General features: G+C 46.8%; 18 protein-coding genes, 2 tRNA genes and 2 pseudogenes. 18 read left to right on the forward strand and 4 right to left on the reverse strand.

The window, feature by feature from the left end; genetic code table 11:
- Window positions 1–66 precede the first annotated feature (66 nt).
- From AYY17_RS06775 to AYY17_RS06785, 3 genes are all read left to right on the forward strand, one after another.
- Window positions 67–142 (forward strand) — tRNA-Val (locus AYY17_RS06775).
- Between the two features lie 31 nt (window positions 143–173).
- Window positions 174–249, forward strand: a tRNA-Lys gene (locus AYY17_RS06780).
- Between the two features lie 237 nt (window positions 250–486).
- A complete protein-coding gene (locus tag AYY17_RS06785) occupies window positions 487–1,593 on the forward strand; it encodes a hypothetical protein (RefSeq protein ID WP_067422421.1) in 1,107 nt (368 codons plus the stop codon).
- Window positions 1,594–1,714: 121 nt separating this feature from the next.
- Here the strand turns inward: AYY17_RS06785 and AYY17_RS06790 are convergent, their stop codons facing one another.
- Window positions 1,715–2,179: an HIT family protein gene (locus AYY17_RS06790; RefSeq protein ID WP_067422423.1), complete on the reverse strand. Its 465-nt coding sequence runs from the start codon at window positions 2,177–2,179 to the stop codon at window positions 1,715–1,717.
- Between the two features lie 329 nt (window positions 2,180–2,508).
- Between AYY17_RS06790 and sra the strand changes: the two genes are divergently transcribed.
- The gene (gene sra / locus AYY17_RS06795) at window positions 2,509–2,781 is read left to right on the forward strand and encodes a stationary-phase-induced ribosome-associated protein (RefSeq protein WP_202906386.1); all 273 of its coding nucleotides are present in this window, start codon (window positions 2,509–2,511) and stop codon (window positions 2,779–2,781) included.
- Window positions 2,782–2,805: 24 nt separating this feature from the next.
- Here sra and AYY17_RS22150 read toward each other — a convergent pair whose 3' ends face one another.
- Complete coding sequence (locus AYY17_RS22150) at window positions 2,806–3,171, reverse strand: hypothetical protein (protein WP_235845321.1); 366 nt, start codon at window positions 3,169–3,171, stop codon at window positions 2,806–2,808.
- Here AYY17_RS22150 and AYY17_RS06800 point away from each other — a divergent pair.
- Together AYY17_RS06800 and AYY17_RS06805 are read left to right on the forward strand one after the other, a co-directional pair.
- A pseudogene (locus AYY17_RS06800) lies at window positions 3,094–3,556 on the forward strand (YgjV family protein). The gene AYY17_RS22150 and the pseudogene AYY17_RS06800 sit on opposite strands and share 78 nt — an antisense overlap.
- Window positions 3,557–3,574: 18 nt before the next feature.
- Entirely contained in the window at window positions 3,575–4,324 is a 750-nt protein-coding gene (locus tag AYY17_RS06805; RefSeq protein WP_067422425.1) for a M15 family metallopeptidase, read from the forward strand.
- A gap of 15 nt (window positions 4,325–4,339) precedes the next feature.
- Here AYY17_RS06805 and AYY17_RS06810 read toward each other — a convergent pair whose 3' ends face one another.
- On the reverse strand, window positions 4,340–4,579 hold the full coding sequence (locus AYY17_RS06810; RefSeq protein ID WP_067422427.1) for a hypothetical protein: 240 nt from the start codon (window positions 4,577–4,579) through the stop codon (window positions 4,340–4,342).
- A gap of 407 nt (window positions 4,580–4,986) precedes the next feature.
- Between AYY17_RS06810 and AYY17_RS06815 the strand changes: the two genes are divergently transcribed.
- From AYY17_RS06815 to AYY17_RS06845, 7 genes are all read left to right on the forward strand, one after another.
- The gene (locus AYY17_RS06815) at window positions 4,987–5,541 is read left to right on the forward strand and encodes an iron transporter (RefSeq protein WP_067403116.1); all 555 of its coding nucleotides are present in this window, start codon (window positions 4,987–4,989) and stop codon (window positions 5,539–5,541) included.
- A gap of 110 nt (window positions 5,542–5,651) precedes the next feature.
- Window positions 5,652–5,963 (forward strand): cupredoxin domain-containing protein, encoded by a 312-nt coding sequence (locus AYY17_RS06820; protein WP_412779013.1) that lies wholly within the window; start codon window positions 5,652–5,654, stop codon window positions 5,961–5,963.
- A 23-nt stretch (window positions 5,964–5,986) separates the two neighbouring features.
- Window positions 5,987–6,826 (forward strand): FTR1 family iron permease, encoded by an 840-nt coding sequence (locus AYY17_RS06825; protein WP_067422432.1) that lies wholly within the window; start codon window positions 5,987–5,989, stop codon window positions 6,824–6,826.
- The gene (locus tag AYY17_RS06830; protein ID WP_067422434.1) at window positions 6,816–7,718 is read left to right on the forward strand and encodes an EfeM/EfeO family lipoprotein; all 903 of its coding nucleotides are present in this window, start codon (window positions 6,816–6,818) and stop codon (window positions 7,716–7,718) included. The genes AYY17_RS06825 and AYY17_RS06830 overlap by 11 nt, the downstream gene beginning before the upstream one ends.
- Window positions 7,715–9,022 (forward strand): iron uptake transporter deferrochelatase/peroxidase subunit, encoded by a 1,308-nt coding sequence (gene efeB, locus AYY17_RS06835; RefSeq protein WP_067422436.1) that lies wholly within the window; start codon window positions 7,715–7,717, stop codon window positions 9,020–9,022. Before AYY17_RS06830 ends, efeB begins: the two co-directional genes overlap by 4 nt.
- A gap of 15 nt (window positions 9,023–9,037) precedes the next feature.
- A complete protein-coding gene (locus AYY17_RS06840) occupies window positions 9,038–10,180 on the forward strand; it encodes a hypothetical protein (protein ID WP_067422437.1) in 1,143 nt (380 codons plus the stop codon).
- Window positions 10,177–11,346: an ATP-grasp domain-containing protein gene (locus AYY17_RS06845; RefSeq protein ID WP_067422440.1), complete on the forward strand. Its 1,170-nt coding sequence runs from the start codon at window positions 10,177–10,179 to the stop codon at window positions 11,344–11,346. The genes AYY17_RS06840 and AYY17_RS06845 overlap by 4 nt, the downstream gene beginning before the upstream one ends.
- Here AYY17_RS06845 and fabG read toward each other — a convergent pair.
- Window positions 11,326–12,081: a 3-oxoacyl-ACP reductase FabG gene (gene fabG, locus AYY17_RS06850; RefSeq protein ID WP_067422442.1), complete on the reverse strand. Its 756-nt coding sequence runs from the start codon at window positions 12,079–12,081 to the stop codon at window positions 11,326–11,328. The genes AYY17_RS06845 and fabG overlap by 21 nt on opposite strands.
- Window positions 12,082–13,413: 1,332 nt before the next feature.
- On the opposite strand from fabG, the gene tdcB reads away from it, so the two are divergent.
- From tdcB to uvrC, 5 genes and pseudogenes are all read left to right on the forward strand, one after another.
- Window positions 13,414–14,400, forward strand: a complete 987-nt coding sequence (gene tdcB / locus AYY17_RS06855; RefSeq protein ID WP_067422444.1) for a bifunctional threonine ammonia-lyase/L-serine ammonia-lyase TdcB — start codon at window positions 13,414–13,416, stop codon at window positions 14,398–14,400.
- A 32-nt stretch (window positions 14,401–14,432) separates the two neighbouring features.
- Window positions 14,433–15,761 (forward strand): threonine/serine transporter TdcC, encoded by a 1,329-nt coding sequence (tdcC, locus tag AYY17_RS06860; RefSeq protein ID WP_067422446.1) that lies wholly within the window; start codon window positions 14,433–14,435, stop codon window positions 15,759–15,761.
- A 237-nt stretch (window positions 15,762–15,998) separates the two neighbouring features.
- Window positions 15,999–16,620, forward strand: a pseudogene (locus tag AYY17_RS06865) (nitroreductase family protein).
- 284 nt (window positions 16,621–16,904) lie between these two features.
- Window positions 16,905–17,615 carry a response regulator gene (locus tag AYY17_RS06870; protein WP_067422448.1) on the forward strand — a complete coding sequence of 237 codons (711 nt, stop codon included), beginning with the start codon at window positions 16,905–16,907 and terminating at the stop codon, window positions 17,613–17,615.
- A gap of 16 nt (window positions 17,616–17,631) precedes the next feature.
- The gene (uvrC, locus tag AYY17_RS06875; RefSeq protein WP_067422450.1) at window positions 17,632–19,479 is read left to right on the forward strand and encodes an excinuclease ABC subunit UvrC; all 1,848 of its coding nucleotides are present in this window, start codon (window positions 17,632–17,634) and stop codon (window positions 19,477–19,479) included.
- Window positions 19,480–19,560 lie beyond the last annotated feature (81 nt).

Raw genomic sequence — 19,560 nt, forward strand, 5'->3', positions numbered from 1 at the left:
TATCGCCCACCACTCTTTTGAGTGAACGTTGTGATAGTGAAGTAAAGGCAGTAAAGCGTTATGAATGGGCGATTAGCTCAGTTGGTAGAGCATCTCCCTTACAAGGAGGGGGTCACTGGTTCGAGCCCGGTATCGCCCACCACTTCACATGATTCTTCCGCATCATCAGGAATGGGGCGTTAGCTCAGTCGGTAGAGCAGTTGACTTTTAATCAATTGGTCACAAGTTCGAATCTTGTACGCCCCACCATCTTAATGTTACACCTCTCCTGATTTACACTCCCAAATATTTTCTCCTGATAAAAAACATTCTGTTTCGTGATCTATATCTCACTATTTTAATTAAAGTTTTTAATCATTCTGCCGTTATTTCCTTATGTTAGTCACAATTTTCAGTGATCTCTCTTTTTATAACAAGAAATGACGTCGGTTTGGGGAAATCCAATGCCGGACGCCTGTTTTTCTTTCAGCATGGAGCATTATTCCGATGGCGTGGCCTGTTCCTGAATTTCCGGTAAAACGTAATGTGCCGGGCGCTAAAATTACGCTGTGGCTGGGGCTGTTGATCGTTGTTCTGGCAATTATCTTTTTACTCGATTTCTATATTTTTAAGCTTCCGCTGACGGAAGTGCTTATTTTCATCTATCTTCCGTACATTTTGCTGTGGATGTGTTTGTTCACCTACGCGATGCACCGTCATGAGCAGTCGCGGATCGCCTGTCAGAGCTGGAATGCCTCGATTAATTTCAGACGCAATGAATGGGTAAACTGGTGTCAGCGCAAGCTGATGGTCACCGGCGTGGCACTCCTGATGCCGAAAGGGGTAAAGCAGGTATCGGTTCAGGAAAGAAAATCGCATACGGAAGATGAGGATAAACAGGCGCTTGCCGGCTATGACCACTCGGTTGATAATCTGCTGACAGCCTTGCATAACTCACTCAATCAACAGCACGAAGGCTATCAGACAAAAGTCAAAACAGTCTATGTCATCACACCTAACCCGCTGCAAAATGGTGAAATCGAGCGCAGTGTCACTAAAATATGGGAATGTGACACAAAATTCATTCAGACGCCGGATGACATCGGACATTTGTTTGATGAGGATAATAATAATGCGATGTGGTTGCTGGTCGGGCTGAATATCTGGCAGGCGGGGCAGATCCCTGCCTATCATGAAATGGCAAGCGCGGTTTTACTGACATCCTGTTACTATTTTGAGCGGAATACATTTCCGTTTAACGGCAGTCTTTCCCGTTTTATGCCGATCAACGAATTACAATTGTCTGATGATATCGCTATGCTGGAAAAAATGAATCTTCTGGATAAAGAAGAAGAAAAATCGTTCTGGCTGATGCGGGAAAATGAGCTGGCGCAGGATGTTATCTATCAGTTTTGTAATAAAGCAAAGCGCCGTACTTTTCTGAAAAACAATATTTATATTGCTGATAATCAGGTCAGCGCAGACAGAGAAGCCGTCTTTGTTCTGGCGATGATGCTGATTAAAGCGAAAGAAACACTCAGCCCGCAATGTCTGATGATGATGGATACCGACGGGTTGGGCTATTCAACCGTGGTTGGTTGCGAAGTACATTAAAATAAACCAGGAAAATCAATTTATTGATTTTCGGCTGATAACACAAAGCAGGAAAAACCACGTTTTATCCTGCTTTGTCAGCAATCTCAAGCCGGTGGTTATTATAACCTCCGGCTTTGTTTTACCTTACCCGGCCTGCGCGGATGTCTGCTGCGAGAGCGGCTAACGCGGTATCATCTGCCCGTTCACAATCATGCGAAGAGAGAAATCCCGGGTACTGTTCATAAAATACAGGCTGTTTGTGCTCAATCGGGCGCCAGTCTTTCATATCAGCGGTGCCGTGCATCGGACTGAGCTTACTGTGGACATGATCCACGCCATACCCTTCAAAAAACATGCCGCAGCGGGCGACATCCGGGAAGGCACTCTTTAGTACGTGTGCGGTTTTTTTCGTCGCCAGTACCAAATCTGCTAATACATTATCATCTAAATCAAATGCATAACTTGAGTAATGTATTTTCGGAATAACGACAGTAAACCCTTTGGTATTCGGAAAGACAGAAAGAAAAGCCAGATGTTTCTCATCTTCCCACACCTTATGGCAGGGGGCGTGGCCCGCGGCTATTTCACAAAATATACAGGTCATTTATACCCTTATTCATTCAAACTACAGATGCGTTGGCTACGCTCAGCCAGCCGGGTCACATACTGATGTATGCTCCCCGTCAGTCTTCTCTTGCCGCCTTCCTGTATCCTGAATGACGTTGGGTATATACCCTTATTCATTCAAAATTCATTCAAAATTCATTCAAAATTCATTCAAACTACAGGTGCGTTGGCGGTACTCAGCCAACATACAGGATAGGGGCGGAGAATGCCATGGTGACAGTCGCAAATCAGTGGCTTATGATAAACTTTATTATTTTCAATAAGTTGGTATAATGGGTGAACGTTCATAACAATAAGGGGTTTATTATGCGAACTAATAGAGCTGCGAGACGTTTGTTAGGAATGCCTTATACGCTCAGTAAAAGGAAATCCAAAATTAACATTTTTATCGCGGAAACTGCCGGTGAGAATGCGGAAAATATCCCGCAATCACTGCGTTCTGCACATAAAATATGTGTGATTAAGGATGACAACAAAAATACCCGGACTTACCATCGGATCGAAACTTTCTATCCGGGCTATACCCAACGTCATTCAAATTGCAGGCAGGCGGCAAGGGAAATCAGCCGGGGAGCATAGATAAACTATGTGACCCGGCTGGTTTCATGCCGCCAACGAACCTGCGGTTTGAATGAATAAGGGTATATATGTGTTGTTAACACACTGTACCTGTTGCATAAAAACAGAGTGCAATAAGAAAAGGGGCTGAGGCCTCTTTTTTGATATATATTTGATATATAAACAGGGAATGCGCTCGCAACCGGCAGCGATCCTGTTTATGCTGACAATAAAATAAATAAAATCATTCAGCAAAATTATCACGGCAGGACACTGATGGATTATCTGTATTATGCGGGGCAGGGTTTCGGGATTGCCGCGTTTTTTATCGGGATAACGGTTTTTATCCAGCGCAACGAGCGGAAGCTCAAAATCCGCCTGTCCATTTACACCGCCATTATGGCCACGCACTTTTTTTCTGCTCGGCGCTTATCCGGCAGGGATCAGTGCCACACTGAACAGCATCCGGACTTATGTCTCTATCTCTCACCGCCAACGTTGGGTGCTGTATCTGTTTGTCACGCTGACGCTGGTTCTGGCGGTGCCGAATATCCGTGTCTGGCAGGAAGTGCTGCCGGTCGCAGGCACGCTGATGAGTACATTTGCCTTTTTTCTGCTGACCGGGATCCGCATGCGCTATGTGGTTTGGTGCTCGACAGCCTGTTGGGTTGTCTATAATGCCTGGCTGGGAACGGTTGGTGGTACATTGATTGAATCCACTTTTTTACTGATAAACGGGTGGGCAATTTACCGCTTCCGTAAATTGATAAAACAGGGCACAGACCCGTTCAGCTGAAGGCGGACAGGAGATCAAATGAAAGGGCCCGCTGTATTTTCCGCTGTATTTGTTTTTCTCAGCCTCTCAGTATATGCCGCCTCTGAGCGGCCGGCTGATTTTGTCAATTTACAGACTGTTTCGCCGGAGATTCAGGCAGATATCCGCTATTTTACAGCAAATAACTTTACCGGAAGTAAGGTGGATGGTTATCGTGCACCTGTTTGTCTGCTGACGCGGGATGCGGCACTGGCGCTGGGCAAAGTTGAAGTAAAACTGCGGGCCCGCGGGCTGACCCTGAAAGTGTATGACTGTTATCGCCCGCAGCGGGCAGTTGATTATTTTGTTGCATGGGCGGCGGACAGTAATGATACCGCGATGCAGGCGACATTTTATCCGGATGTGGAAAAATCAGCCCTTTTTAGTGAGGGATATATTGCCGGGCGCTCAGGACACAGTCGTGGCAGCACGGTAGATTTGACCATTGTGCCGGTTGGCAGCACTATTCCGGCGTTTGATCCGCACCGTACACAATCTGCCTGTACCGCTTCGCAATCACAGCGTGCGCCGGATAACAGCCTGGATTTTGGTACAGGGTTTGATTGTTTCAGCCCGCTGTCGCATCCTGCGGCAGACACGGTTTCCTCTCAGCAGAAAGCAAACAGAGTATTACTGACGACACTGATGGAACAGGCGGGTTTTAAACCACTGAAAACAGAATGGTGGCATTTCACGTTTATCCGCGAGCCTTATCCGGCAACCCGGTTTGATTTCCCGGTGGAGGAATAATGAGGCCGGGCAGGATCAGCGGTAGGGCGGAGTATTCTCAGGAGTACCTGAGTGTGAGTCATCTGCGGGATCAGAACCGGTTTCGCGCATCACCTCATTACACATAAAATAGAGGTTAGGACGCCGTTTGGCGATATATGTCAGACGTGCTTCACACTCTTTCTGTGTGTAAAGATCTTCAGTGACCGGCAGTGCCTCACAGGCATCATTGCCGCAGGTACTGACCAGTAACACAAATCCGATTGTTTCTAACATAGACTCCCGCCGGTTTTATTTCAGAAGCGTTATTATGTCGTAAATGGTTGCCTTTCGTCCAGTTTTTACACGGCGCAGGACCGGTTGACAGCATTATTGTGCCGGATAATTCACCGTGCCGGATTATTTTTATGCATGGCTAATTAAACCGTAACGCATTATTACTAATTAATCATAATAAACAATGGATTATAGTTTGGCTGAAATAAAAAATAACATTATTTCCTGTCATATATTGCTGTTCCGGGTTTATTTCATGACTTAACGCGGGTTGGTACATTACCGTTTTATTGAAAAATATGACCGGAAACGATAATTTTTGCTTGTCTAAGTGAAATGATAATGATTATTATTGTCAGCACTATTTGTATAATATGTTTTTGTCTGAATGACGATGAGGAATCAGCATGCGTATCGGGATGAGTGTGGCAGCAGTATTACTGGGAATGGTATCAACGTCCGCTATGGCGCTGGAATACCCGCTGGGACAACCTGTAATCAAAAACGGAATGGAAATCCAGGGTGTTTATCTGCAACCTATCACCATGGCGGTGGAAGGCAAGCATGAAATGCATCATCTTGATGCAGATAAATCAGACGTTCATCTGGAAGCGGATATTCACGCCGTGGAAGAAAACCCGAACGGCTTCGCGGAAGGGGATTGGATCCCGTACCTGAAAGTAGATTATAAAGTAACCAAACTGGATGACCCGAAAAAAACACAATCCGGGACATTTATGGCAATGGTTGCCAGTGATGGTCCGCACTATGGTGACAATCTGAAACTGGACGGTTACGGGAAATACCGCGTGGAATACCGGATTTCACCGCCGAGCATGAATGATAATGTTGCATTCGGCCGCCATATTGATAAAGAAACCGGTGTTGCCCCGTGGTTTGAACCGTTTGATGTCTCCTGGGACTTCGATTACGCCGGAACAGGGCGTAAAGGCAGCTACTAAGCTTATTTCTCAGGAAAACAGCAGGCTGCATAAATGCGCCTGCTGTTCTGACACCGGATGTCATTATCCCGCTGAGGTCACTCATGAAATCCCTTATAATTGCACTGTGCATGACGGTGCTCTCTCTGGCATCTCTTCCCGTCAGTGCGGCGGCGGAGAAATTCACTGTCGAACTGGAAATGAATAACGGCGTACTGACGCCACCGGTACTGAATGTTCCGGCGAAAACACCTGTCCGCATTAAAATCCGCAATACCGGTACCGAGCCGGTCGAATTTGAAAGCACTCAATTGCGCAAAGAAAAAGTGCTGGCGCCGGGCGCATCCTCGGTGGTGGTCATTGCGCCGCTGAAACCGGGAAAATATACGTTTTTTGATGATTTTCATCTTTCACATCCGGCCGGTGAAATCATCGCGGAGTAAGTGTCAGGTCACAGGAATTGATTATGGGACAGGTTCTTTTTGTAGTATGGCGCGAAAGTTTTGAAGCGCTCCTCGTGGTCGGCATTATCTATGCGTGGATCAAACAACATCCCGATGCCGCCGCCGGACGCCGCTATCTCTGGGGTGGTGTAGCCCTGGGTGTTGCGCTGTCACTCTTTTTGGCATTGCTGATTTACGGCGTATTCAATGTGCTTGATGACAGCGGACAAACCTGGTTTATGATCGGGATGTCGCTCTTTGCCTGTGTGCTGATCGTGCAGATGGTGTACTGGATGCAAAAGCACAGTGCCTCGCTGAAATCCGGTATTGAACAGGAAATAAATAACAGCGCCCGGCAACACTCCTGGTGGGGGGCCCTGTTTATTGTTGCCATTGCTATCGCCCGTGAAGGCAGTGAAATTGTGGTTTTCCTCTCCGGCATTGTAATGGGCCTGACTAAAGAAACGATGTGGTCATTCACCGGCGAGGTTCTGGGCGGGATAGCTGTTGCGGCACTGACGCTGTGGGTCTTTCTGTTCACTTACCGCAAAATGGCATGGAAATGGTTTTTCCGTATTACCGGGATTGTCCTTCTGTTCCTTGCCTGCTCACTGTTGCTTAAAGGCACAGAAGAGATAGTCAATGTGCTGACTGAGCATGATATTGAACTGAATGATTTTCTTATCTATCCGCTGTGGGATACCGGCAACTGGCTGGATGACTCGGGTGCAGTGGGTAATTTCCTGGCAACATTGTTTGGTTACCGCTCACAACCTATCGGGCTGAGTGTGATTACGTTCGTGGTGTACTGGCTCATTATTCTTGTGCTGTTCCGCCGCCGGGAGAAACAGCATGCGGCATAATTATCTCCTGATAAGCCTCGCGCTTTCAGCGCTGTTTCTCAGTCAGACTGCGGTGGCTGAGAAATACCGCGCCGGAAACCCGGACACCGGCAGTGGCGTGGTGATTGCCAGAGGCGATATTCCGACGCCGGAAAAATATCTGCCCATGATTGCGGACTACATGAAGATGATGAGCGGACAGGTTGCGGCAACAGAGCAGCAACTTACCCTGTTACAGCAGGCGCTGAATAAAGGGGATATGGCGGCGGCAAAGCAGGCTTATATTCAGGCGCATTATGAATATGAAGTTATCCGTGCGGCAGTCGTGGTATTTGGTCACGCCGACCGCGTGATAAACCCTCATGCGGGCTATTTCACTGATCGCGAACGCGATCCGAAATTTACCGGTTTTCATCGCATAGAATATGCACTGTTTGCTGAGAATGATCAGGCTGCAGCGCTGGCTGCCACTCAGAATTTACTGCGTAATATTCAGGATTTAAAACAGCGGGTTGGCGTTGAAACACTGCCGGTGGCAAAACTGGTGCAGTCGGCAGATGACAGTATTGAGCTGATTTTAAGCACTAAGCTCGGCGGTGATGAGAACCGCTACAGCCGCTCTGATGTGTCTGATATCGTGGCTAATATTGAAGGTGCGAGGCGTATCACCACTGCATTGTCACCATTTTTATCTGAAAAAACAAACACACAACTGAAACAACAGTTTGCAGAACCGGATGCGGTACTGGCGCACTACCGGGATACGCAGGGGCATTATGTGTCTTATGAAAAACTGACAGCGGCGGATAAACAACAGCTTTATGCAGGTCTTACAGTCCTGGCGGAATCTCTTGCACAACTGCGCGCTGAACTGAATATTGATGTGTATTACAAATACCGGAAAGAGCCATGAAACATGGAAAAGAACACTCTGCAGGCGGTGATGAAGCAGTCAGCCTGAGTAAACGCAGCACACTGAAATGGCTGGGCGCGGGAAGCGTGCTGTTATCCGGCGGGGCGTTTGCCCTCCCGGCGATGGCAAAATCTGACAATGCCGCATGTGATAACTCATCACGGCTGCGTGAAATTCCGTATCTGGGAAAACATCAGGCTGGTGTGATAACCCCGGAACAAAAAGAAGCTATTTTTCTCTCACTGAATCTGACGGTAAAAACCCGGGATGAAGTTGACGGTGTATTTAAGCGCCTGACCGCTTGTATTGCCGATCTCACCCGCAACCGGCAGGCAGAAAAAACCGCCGGTGACCGGATGCCGCCGGCAGAATCAGGTATCCTTGGTACGTATATCACCGCGGATGAACTCACCGTGACGGTTTCACTGGGGCATTCACTGTTTGATGACCGCTTCGGTTTTTCGCATGTCAAACCACAGAATTTTGTTGAAATGACGGCATTTCCGAATGACCGTCTTGATCCGGACTGGTGCGGCGGCGATATTTTATTGCAGTTTTGTGCCAACAGCCGCGAGACGGTCATTTATGCATTGCGCGAAGTACTGCGCCGCCTCTCCGGCAGTGTGGCGCCCCTGTGGAAAATCGACGGCTTCCTGCCTGCGCGCGATATTGAGTGCCGGACAACCCCGGTTAATTTATTTGGTTTCAAAGACGGAACCGGAAATGGCGATGCCGGTGATGCGGCACTGATGGATGACCTGGTCTGGATAACCAAACCGGAACCATCCTGGATTGAAAACGGCAGTTATCAGGCAGTACGTCTGATCCGTTTTGAGCTGGAGTTCTGGGACAGAACCCCGCTGGAAGATCAGGAAAATGATTTCGGGCGTCACAAAGCAACAGGTGCGCCGATGGGCAAAGCCGGCGAGCATGATGACCCGGAGTTTCAGCGTGATCCCCACGGCGACCGGGTACTGTTTGACTCTCACATGCGCCGTGCGGAACCCCGGACCACAGAAAGACATGTTTCAAAATTGCGCCGTCGTAGTTATAGTTACTCCCTGGGGCTGACACCGTCAGGACAACTTGATATGGGGCTGATTTTTATTTCATTCCAGAATGATTTAAAAAAAGGGTTTATCAGTACGCAAAAGCGCCTGAATGGTGAACCACTGGAGCGCTATATCAAACCGTTCGGTGGCGGCTATTATCTGGTCTTACCCGGGATCTCATCCGCACAGAATTATATCGGCGAAAGCCTGATAACTGCAGCGCAGACACAGGCGGTATCACCGGCAGACTAAACTGACAGGGACAGCATGGGCAGTAACGGAACTATTTATCTTTTTGACAGCACCAATTTTGCCCGCTGCACATTAACGGATCATCCATATTACCCGATGATCCGTATCATGCTCTCTTCTCAATTGCCGGCACTGATCCCTAATCTGCCCCGTAATACTTCACTGTATGCATTACAGGTTGACGACCAGCTCACACTGCTGGCACAGGTTGACGGAGAGGCGGGGCGCACTTATACCGCTTCTTTTATCACCCACTATTTTGATTATCTGATGGCGGAGATCCGGATGATGATGCCGGGATTTTCCGGACGTTGTCTGTTGCCGCTGCTCGGCGGAATAAAACGATTTTTTGTCCGGCAGAAACTGGATAACATTCTTTATATCGGCAACTTTTTTCTCTCTACCAACATTCATCTTTCCTGGCGTGACGATCAACTGGCCCGGTTGCACCAGTTTATTACTGCCCGTTTTACCGCTCACCGCCTGGTTTTCCGCTCGCTGACCGCTCCGCTGGATCAATCCCTGATGAGCGGGCTGACACAACTGGGCTATCAACCCATTATTTCGCGGCAGGTTTTTCTTACCCGCAGCCGTTTTGTCAGCCTGAAGAAAAACCGCAGTGTCATGCGGGATCTGGCATTGCTGCGTAAAACATCATTTACGGTACGGGATATCACATCAGAGGTTGAACAATGGGCGGGCGATATCGCGCGTTTATATCAGAGTCTCTATCTGAAAAAATATTCTGATTTTAACCCGCAATTCACCGCAGAATTTTTTCAGCAGATGGTTTCTCACGGAGGCTGGCAGGCAACAGGTGTATTTGATGGTGAAAAACTGGTGGCATTCAGCACGCTGATGACAATCGGCAATGTCACTACCGCAGCCGGTATCGGATATGATGATAACTATCCGCAGTCTGACGGACTGTATCGTCTGGCGGGACTCCCTTCTTATCTGTGTGCGGATGAACAGCGTTGGGTCAATCTCAGCTCCGGGGTGGGAAAATTCAAAATAGGGCGCGGCGCACAATGTTATCCTGAATACAGTTACTGCTATTCACATAAAGCCCCGCAGCTGAGCCGTGCCGGGTTCGCACTGTGGCGTAAGTTACTCAATGTGATCGCTGAGCGGTTCGCAAAGGATCGGATATTTTGAAACGCATTATACTCGCCGGCGGGCGATCTCCCGTTTGTCTGGTTCTGGCCCGTGCTTTTTACCGGCTTGGCTGGCAGGTTATTATCATTGAGCATCTTACGCTGACACTGTGCCGCGTTTCCCGTGTGGTTTCCCGCTACCATAAAATAACTGCCCCTGTCACCGATTTTGACCGTTTCAGGCAGGAAACGCTGGCCGTCATGGCGCAGTATCAGCCCGCCCTGTTTATCCCGGTAAATGAAGATATTCTGCATTACAGCCGTTTTCAGGATGATATACGTGCTGCGGGGATCCGTTTCGATGTGGTGGCGCATCCGCAACTGACCGCATTGCATCATAAAATCGACAACATTCAACTGGCGGCGGCTGCCGGGTTAGCGGTGCCGGAAACCCGGCGCTGGCAGGGAGAACATATTGATTTCTCCCGGTGGATCTTAAAACCAATCTACTCCCGCTTTGGTAATCAATTGATTGATTGTGAAGCACGGCGCCCGAACCACCCGGCAGATTGCTATGTGCGCCAGCAGCGTATCAGGGGCGTACAGATTTGTGTTTATGCACAGAGCACAGAAGGGGAAATGAAGGCGTATGCCGCGTATAAAACCAATTTCGGGGTATCCGGCGGGGCGAGCCTGGTATTCCTGCCCTATAAATCACAACAGGTTTATGACCTGACCGCACGTTTTATTCGTCATCATTCACTGAGCGGCACAATTTGTCTGGATTTTTTGTTCGATGGACAAACCTATTGGTTTATTGAATGTAATCCGAGGATGACGCATGGCGCGGCAATGCTGACGGACGGGCAGCTTGTTACTGCACTAAGCACACCCGGTACAACTGAATGTCTGCGCGCAGAGCGGCGGACAGCGATGAAAGCCGGTTGGGTGTATATGTTGCTTACTCAGCCACGGCGCTGGCGGAAAACATTACGTTTTGTCCGTCATTGCCGGGATATGATTTGGCAGGCGGATGATAAAAAACCTTTTCTGATATTGCCTTTTCTGGCGGTCTGGTTGGTTATCCGTGCCGGACTGCTGCGGGAGAATGTGCCGGATTCACTGACGCGGGATATTATATTTGATGAGCGTCATGACGGGCGGGAAAATGAGGATCCCGGACAGGGATCCTCAGATACGCATTCGTCAGAGCAGAGCCTCCGGTGATTCAGGCAGGATCTGCCCGCCATCGATAATAAGGGTTTGTCCGGTAATGTATTTGGCTTCATCTGAAGCAAGAAAAGCAGCTGCATAGCCGATATCTTCCGGCTCACCCAGCGTATGTGTCGGAATAGATGCCCGCATCTGATCCAGGTAGGTTTCGCCCTGCGCTTTAAGTCCTTCTGTCAGAATATTTCCCGGCTGCACGGCATTAATGGTGATACCAAGGCGTGCATATTCCAGTGCCGCACTGCGCATAAAGCCGAGTTGTGCGGCTTTGCTTGCCCCGTAATGGCTCCATCCCGGAAATCCGGTCACCGGACCGGTAATCGATGATGTAATAACGATCCGCCCGTATTTCTGCACTTCCATGACACTCAGTGCCGCCTGAACCAGGAAAAACATCCCTTTGACATTGACCTTCTGCATGGTATCCCAGTCCTGCTCAGTCATGGATTTGATGGTACATTGCGGAAATATGCCCGTATTAGAGCAAAGAACATCCAGGCGTCCATACTTTTCACTGATAGTACGGATGACCGACTGACACTGAGTTTGTGAGGTAACATCCAGTGCAATAAAGTCAGTGCCGAGTTCAGCGGCGGTTTTTTTGCCGGTTTTTTCATCAATATCGGCGATTATAATGGTGGCTCCGCCTTTTTTCAGTGCGGTCACAATCCCGCGTCCGATACCTTTGGCTCCGCCTGAAACGACAGCAATCTTACCTGTTAAGTCGAACATTTACATTCTCCTGTTTACCGAGGTTAACACTTGAGTCGTAAATCATTACAGCATGACCGGCTCTGAATGCAATGACAACGCCGGAGCTATTGATAAAGTATGATGACTATCACATAAGAAAGCGGATCCCGGATTATTACGCAATCAAAAAACATAATAGTGCATGAGTGACAAAAAACCATTCTTATGACTGAATCGATTTTAGTAAAATACTATTTTATCCGGTTTTTCGGTGATCTGATTTGGTAAGCAGAAAGAGAAATGGCACGCACGTCGTAGTTATAATGACTGTAAAATTACGAAATATAAGCTGTATCAGCTGCAACGGTTAATCATAGTTGAGTTACGTAACTATCAATCACTATGTCCATATTGCCTGATAGGGTATTTATGACATAAATAAATAAAATGAATTACTTTATAAATAAAAAAAACATATGGAATATTTTTTTTAGATTATTAATTAAGTTATCAGGCGATTTATTTTCACACCTCGTTTAATTCTCATTTAAATAGGTACGAAAAATGGAATGGTAACAGTTTAAATATATAATCGATTGGTTACCTGTTTAAAAAAATACGCATTTCAGGCTAAAAAAACAGCAATTTAGCTGTTTCCTAAAGTGAACACTTTTGGCGGATAAAAGGCAGAAAAACGTTACGAATTATGTCATGAAAAAATAACATTTTGTCTATAAATGCGAACTATTAACATGTAAATGAATGATTTGCTGTTTTTTTGTCCGAATTAAGGAGGCTGGAAACACGGGGGATAGTACATACCACTGCGGTGAACATGTTACGCTCTGTGATAAACGCAGATGAGTCGGTCTAATAAATATACAATTAAATTAAATTCAGTATGTTAGGTGATATTCAGTGATGTATATCACATCTAATTTTCAGTATTGTTAAAATTATCAGGATAATTAACTGTGAGATGGGTACTTGGTAAGATTAATTTTTGTCGGAAACACCCCTCTTTTTACGGTTTACAACTATTCTAAGTATCAATGCGGTCATGATTTGGTAGCATTTTTGCAGCATAAAGTGAAAAAAATAAGCAATGAATCAAAAAACATAACCAATGGTTAATTTATAGCCCTATAATTAACAAAAAAATAACATTAAGTCATTTTCATTTAACTTGAAATGAAATATAAAACATTAAAAAAGACAGAAAACAGGAAGAAGTTTGGATTGGATCACACGTTGAGAAAGTTTTTCGGGAATATTTTAAAAATATGATTTGAAATACAGTTGTTTTTAAATTTATCGGTATAGTTAGTCTCAATTCTAATATATATATAAAAAGATAGGACGAGGTTTGTCATGATTACATATGATCTTCCAGTAACCATTAAAGATATCATCGATGCTCAGAAAACCATCAGAGGGCATGTTTATAAAACTGGGATGCCTAAGTCAAACTATTTAAGTGAGAAGTGCAACGGCACAATCCACTTAAAATTTGAGAACATGCAGCGTACAGGGTCGTTCAAACTCCGTGGTGCATTTAACAAATTAAGTTCGCTGACACCAGAAGAAAGAGCACAGGGCATTGTTGCCTGTTCAGCAGGTAACCACGCGCAGGGCGTTTCATTATCCTGTGCCCTGTTAGGAATCAACGGTAAAGTTGTTATGCCTACCGGTGCACCTAAATCTAAAATCGCTGCGACATCAGACTATTCGGCTGAAGTTGTTCTGCACGGTAATAACTTCAACGATACTATCGGCAAAGCGAGAGAAATCATTGAAGCAGAAGGCCGTATCTTTATCCCGCCTTATGATGACGCAAAAGTCATTGCAGGGGCAGGGACTATCGGTCTGGAAATTCTGGAAGACCTCTATGATGTTGATAACGTCATCGTTCCGATTGGCGGCGGTGGTCTGATTGCGGGTATTGCGATTGCTCTTAAATCCATCAATCCAACAATTAATGTGATCGGTGTCCAATCTGAAAACGTTCATGGTATGGAAGCATCATACCGTGCTGGTAGTATCACGACTCATCGCGTCAACGGCACAGTTGCCGATGGTTGTGATGTGTCTACACCGGGCAGTATCACGTATGAAATCGTGAAAGAGCTGGTAACAGACATCATTCTGGTAACAGAAGAAGAAATCCGTGAAAGTATGGTTGCGTTAATCCAACGTAATAAAGTCGTGACAGAAGGTGCCGGTGCACTGGCGTCTGCTGCGATTCTGAGCGGAAAACTCAAAAAATATATTGAGCATAAGAAGACAGTCAGTCTCATTTCCGGCGGGAACATTGACCTGACTCGTATATCTGAAATTATTGGTACCCACGAAAAATAATATTTGCATTGTCTTTTAAAAGGAAAAGCAACATGAGTACTGACAAAACCCAGATTCCGGCTGAGTATAAAAGCTGGCGTAAGACGGATACGACCTGGACACTAGGTCTGTTCGGAACTGCTATCGGTGCAGGGGTACTATTCTTCCCTATTCGTGCAGGTTACGGTGGTCTGATCCCAATTCTGATCATGCTGGTCCTGGCATACCCAATCGCGTTTTTATGCCACCGTGCATTAGCCCGTTTATGTTTATCCGGCAGCAACCCGTCAGGCGATATCACAGAAACAGTTGAAGAGCATTTTGGTAAAGGCGGTGGTGTTATCATCACATTCCTGTACTTCTTTGCAATTTGTCCGCTGCTGTGGATCTACGGCGTAACCATTACGAATACCTTTATGGCATTCTGGGAACAGCAGCTTGGTTTACCGGCGCTGAACCGTGGTGTGGTTTCTCTGGTTCTGCTGTTAGCGATGGCTATCATTATTTACTTCGGTAAAGATCTGATGGTCCGCGTAATGAGCTACCTGGTATTCCCGTTCATTGCCAGCCTGGTGCTGTTATCTCTGGCCCTGATCCCATACTGGAACACTGCTGTATTTGATAACGTTAGTGCTGACAGCTTCGAACTGTTCGGTCACAGCGGTATCCTGGTAACTGTATGGCTGGGTATTTCCATCATGGTGTTCTCCTTTAACTTCTCACCAATCGTTTCTTCTTTCGTTGTATCAAAACGTGAAGAGTACGAAGCGGCGTGTGGTAAAGATTTCACAGAGCAAAAAGTTAATAAAATCATCTCCCGTGCCGGTATGCTGATGGTGGGTGTGGTTATGTTCTTCGCATTCAGCTGCCTGTTCGCGCTGTCTCCGGCTAACATGGCTGAAGCAAAAGAAATGAACGTGCCTGTTCTGACTTACCTGGCGTATCACTTCAATAACGTCGGCGGCGAGAACGGTACTCTGGCTACAATCCTGGTCTGGGCTGCACCAATCATCGCGTTAGTTGCTATCTTCAAATCTTTCTTCGGTCACTATCTGGGTACCCTGGAAGGGATGAACGGTCTGTTACTGAAATTTGCTTACAAAGGCGACAAAACCAAAGTAAGCATTGGTAAACTGAACCTGATCTCCATGGTCTTCATCATGGGTTCAACCTGGTTCATCGCGTACCTGAACCCGAACATTCTTGACCTGATTGAAGCAATGGGCGCACCAATCATTGCATCACTGCTGTGCTTACTGCCAATGTATGCAGTTGCCCGTGTACCGGCACTGAAAAAATACAAAGGTCAGATCTCTAACGTTTTCGTTACAGTAATCGGTCTGCTGACTATCGGTAACATCGTATTTAAACTGATTCTGTAGTTCTCTGATTATTCATTGAAATACAAATAAAGTACCGACAAGCCCGCGCTCAGCGCGGGCTTTTTTTATATTCACCCGCCGGGCTACTGTGGCACTTGGTTTGTCAGCTAACAGGGAGAGGATGAGTGTGTGTAAAACAGGTGACCAGGCAGATCAACGACCATAAAAAATGTGATGGATTCATGCTATGGTGTGGGTAAATTATCCAGATACTGAATGTTTAAAACAGGAACATATATGAATGTCATTGATGCTGTGCGCCAACGTCGTGCGACTAAAAAGTTTGATCCTGACTTTGTTATCCCGCTGAATGAAAAAAAAAGCCCTGCTGAGCCTGGCAATGGAAACAGCACCGAGCGCGTTTAACTTACAGCACTGGCGTCCGTTGCTGGTGGAAGACCCCGCACAGCGCCGGAATATTCGTAAAGTGGGTTGGGATCAACCACAGATGACGGATGCGTCCATGCTTATCGTGTTATGCGGCGATATGGCAGCCTGGAGTTCCCGTACCCGGGAAATCTGGCATGACGCAGACCCGCTGGTACGTGACTTTATGGTAAATGCGGTTGACAGTTACTATCGCAATAAACCGGAAACTCAGCGTGATGAAATTATGCGTAGTGCCGGTATTTTTGCGCAGACACTGATGCTTCTGGCGAAAGCACAAGGCTATGACAGTTGTCCTATGGACGGCTTTGATTTTAACGCCGTTGCTGAAGTTATTGATCTGCCGGAAAACTACGAAATCTGTCTGATGATTGCAATTGGTAAATCGGCAGGTGATGCGTATCCGCGTATTGGCAAGCTGCCGTTTGAACAATTGGTCACGATTGATCGCTTTCGTCCTGATATGCCATAAAATTGTCTTTTCTGATCATGGTATTACCTTTATCAATAAATTAATCACCCCCCGGTGTACGCCGGGGATGGTGACAAAATAAAGCGGACCACCGGCAGATAGCGGCGTTGTACCCGCTATTACTGATTTCTTCTGAAGTATCACAGAAATCTATCTTTTTTTTCAAAATATTTTCTTGTTATTCATGCTGTTATCGGGTTTATTTCGTTATTATTAAATAACGGTTTAACCCGGGCTTGTATAATTTCCGGTAAATTTATTGAAAATTCAGAAAGGAGCTCTGTGTGATTTCAGTATTGGTAGCAAACATCAATGAGTTTTACCGCGCCGGCGTTGGTGCCATTATTTCGGCAACAACAGGGATGAAAATCGTCGGGGAGGTAAAAGACAGTACCGGTGCTGTACGCTGGTGCCGGGATCATCATGCGGACATTGTACTGCTTGATATCGGATTTCCGTCCATGAGCGGGCTGGATGCAGCCCGGAAAATCAGCCGCTATGCTTCTGAAACAAAAGTTATTATCCTGACCGACGAACATGCCCTGATTTCACCGTATAAAGTGATGAGTAGCGGGGCTGCCGGCTATCTCTATCAGAGCAGTGATCGGATGGATTTACTGCATGCAATCCGGATAATCAGCCGTGGTCAGCGTTATGTTGACTCAGACATCGCACAGCAAACTATTCTGGATACCCGGTTGCATGCACATGACAGCAATCCGCTGGATAAGCTCAGCCATCAGGAACGCCAGGTCATGGTGATGATCTCGCAGGGTATCAAAGTCACACAAATTGCCGATAAAATGTGTCTCAGCAGCAAGACGGTGAACAGTTATAGATATAGAATATTTAGTAAGCTAAATATTGATGGGGATATTAAACTAACCCATCTGGCACTCCGTTACGGATTGATCCATATTGATAGTGTTGTGCCGCCCGTATCCGCTGACAGCGGCGGGCACAACGACCACATTCCCGCTGTAAGCAGAGAGTAGAGAGCCCGTATCCCGCATGGAAAAACCGGTTGTTACTGAATTTGATGCGAAAGCATTTTTAAAAACTGTGACCAGTCAGCCCGGTGTTTACCGGATGTATGATATTGATGAAACAGTGATTTATGTCGGAAAAGCCAAAGATCTGAAAAAACGACTTTCCAGCTATTTCCGGACTCAGGTTTCCGGCAAAAAAACGGAACAACTGGTTAAACACATTGCACAGATTGATGTCACAGTAACGCACACGGAAACGGAAGCGTTACTGCTGGAACACACCTACATCAAGAAATATCAGCCACGTTACAACGTGTTGCTGCGGGACGATAAATCCTATCCCTATATCTTTTTGAGCAGTAACGACAAACATCCGCGGCTGGCTATCCACCGCGGAGCGAAACATGCCAAAGGGGAGTATTTCGGGCCTTTCCCGAATGCGTATGCGGTGCGTGAAACCCTGGCGCTGATGCAAAAACTTTTCCCTGTCCGCCAGTGTGAAGACAGTGTTTACCGCAACCGCTCCCGGCCGTGTCTGCAATATCAGATTGGACGTTGTCTGGGACCTTGTGTGAAAGGGCTGGTAAGTGATGAGGATTACAGCCGTGAAGTGAATCTGGTCAGATTATTTCTCGAAGGGAAAGATCAGCAGGTACTGACGGAGCTGGTGGAGAAAATGGAGCTGGCGAGTCAGGCTCTCAATTTTGAAGATGCCGCCCGCCTGCGGGATCAGATTCAGGCTGTGCGCGCAGTGACAGAAAAACAATTTGTCACCGGCACCGGAGACGATCTTGATGTCGTGGGTGTGTATTTTGACTCAGGACTTGCTTGCATTCATGTTCTTTTTATCCGTAACGGACGCGTGCAGGGGAGTCGGAGCTATTTCCCGAAAGTGCCTGCGGGTACTGAGCCGGATGAAATTGTACAGACCTTTATCGGGCAATTTTATTTGCAGGGCAGTGAAAATCGCTCATTGCCGGATGATATTCTGCTGGACTTCCCGTTACCGGAAAAAAATATTATTGAAGAAACGCTGTCTCAGTTTGCCGGACGGCGGATCCTCATCCAGCCCAAACCTCGTGGCGATCGCGCCCGTTATCTGAAACTGGCTCATACAAATGCAGTGACAGCCCTGATGACAAAACGGGCGCAGCAATCTACGATTGCAACGCGGATGAGTGCATTATCTGAGGTGGTGGGGCTGGAAAAAATCAATCGTATGGAATGTTTTGATATCAGCCACACGATGGGAGATCAGACTGTTGCATCCTGTGTGGTGTTTGACAATAACGGACCGGTCAAATCAGAATACCGGCGCTATAATATCACCGGCATTACGCCAGGGGATGACTATGCCGCAATGGACCAGGTTCTTGCCCGCCGCTACGGTAAACATATTGATGGTGAGAAAATCCCGGATATTATTTTTATCGATGGCGGGAAAGGGCAACTGGGTAAAGCTATTGAGGTCTTTGACAGCCTGGATGTTGACTGGGATAAGCAAAAACCAAAGCTTATCGGGGTTGCAAAGGGGAGTGATCGCAAGGCCGGGCTGGAAACACTGTTTTTTATTGCCGGCGGAGAGGGCATGTCGCTGCCACCGGACTCACCGGCGCTGCATGTTATCCAGCACATCCGTGATGAATCCCACAATCATGCTATCACAGGACACCGCCGCCAGCGGGCTAAAGTCAAAAACACCAGTGCCCTGGAATCGATTGAAGGCATCGGACCTAAACGCCGGCAAATGCTGCTTAAATACATGGGCGGATTACAGCCTCTGCGTAATGCCAGCATTGATGAGATAGCAAAAGTACCAACAATTTCGTACGCATTAGCGGAAAAAATTTACCATGCTCTCAAGCAGTGAAATCAGATTTATCTGTGAGTGCATAAAGAGAATTTTTTCAATAACAGCGGTGAGTTATATTTAAGTGTGGTAGTATACTTT

It is taken from the genome of Morganella psychrotolerans, assembly GCF_001676055.1.
Lineage (GTDB): Bacteria > Pseudomonadota > Gammaproteobacteria > Enterobacterales > Enterobacteriaceae > Morganella > Morganella psychrotolerans_B.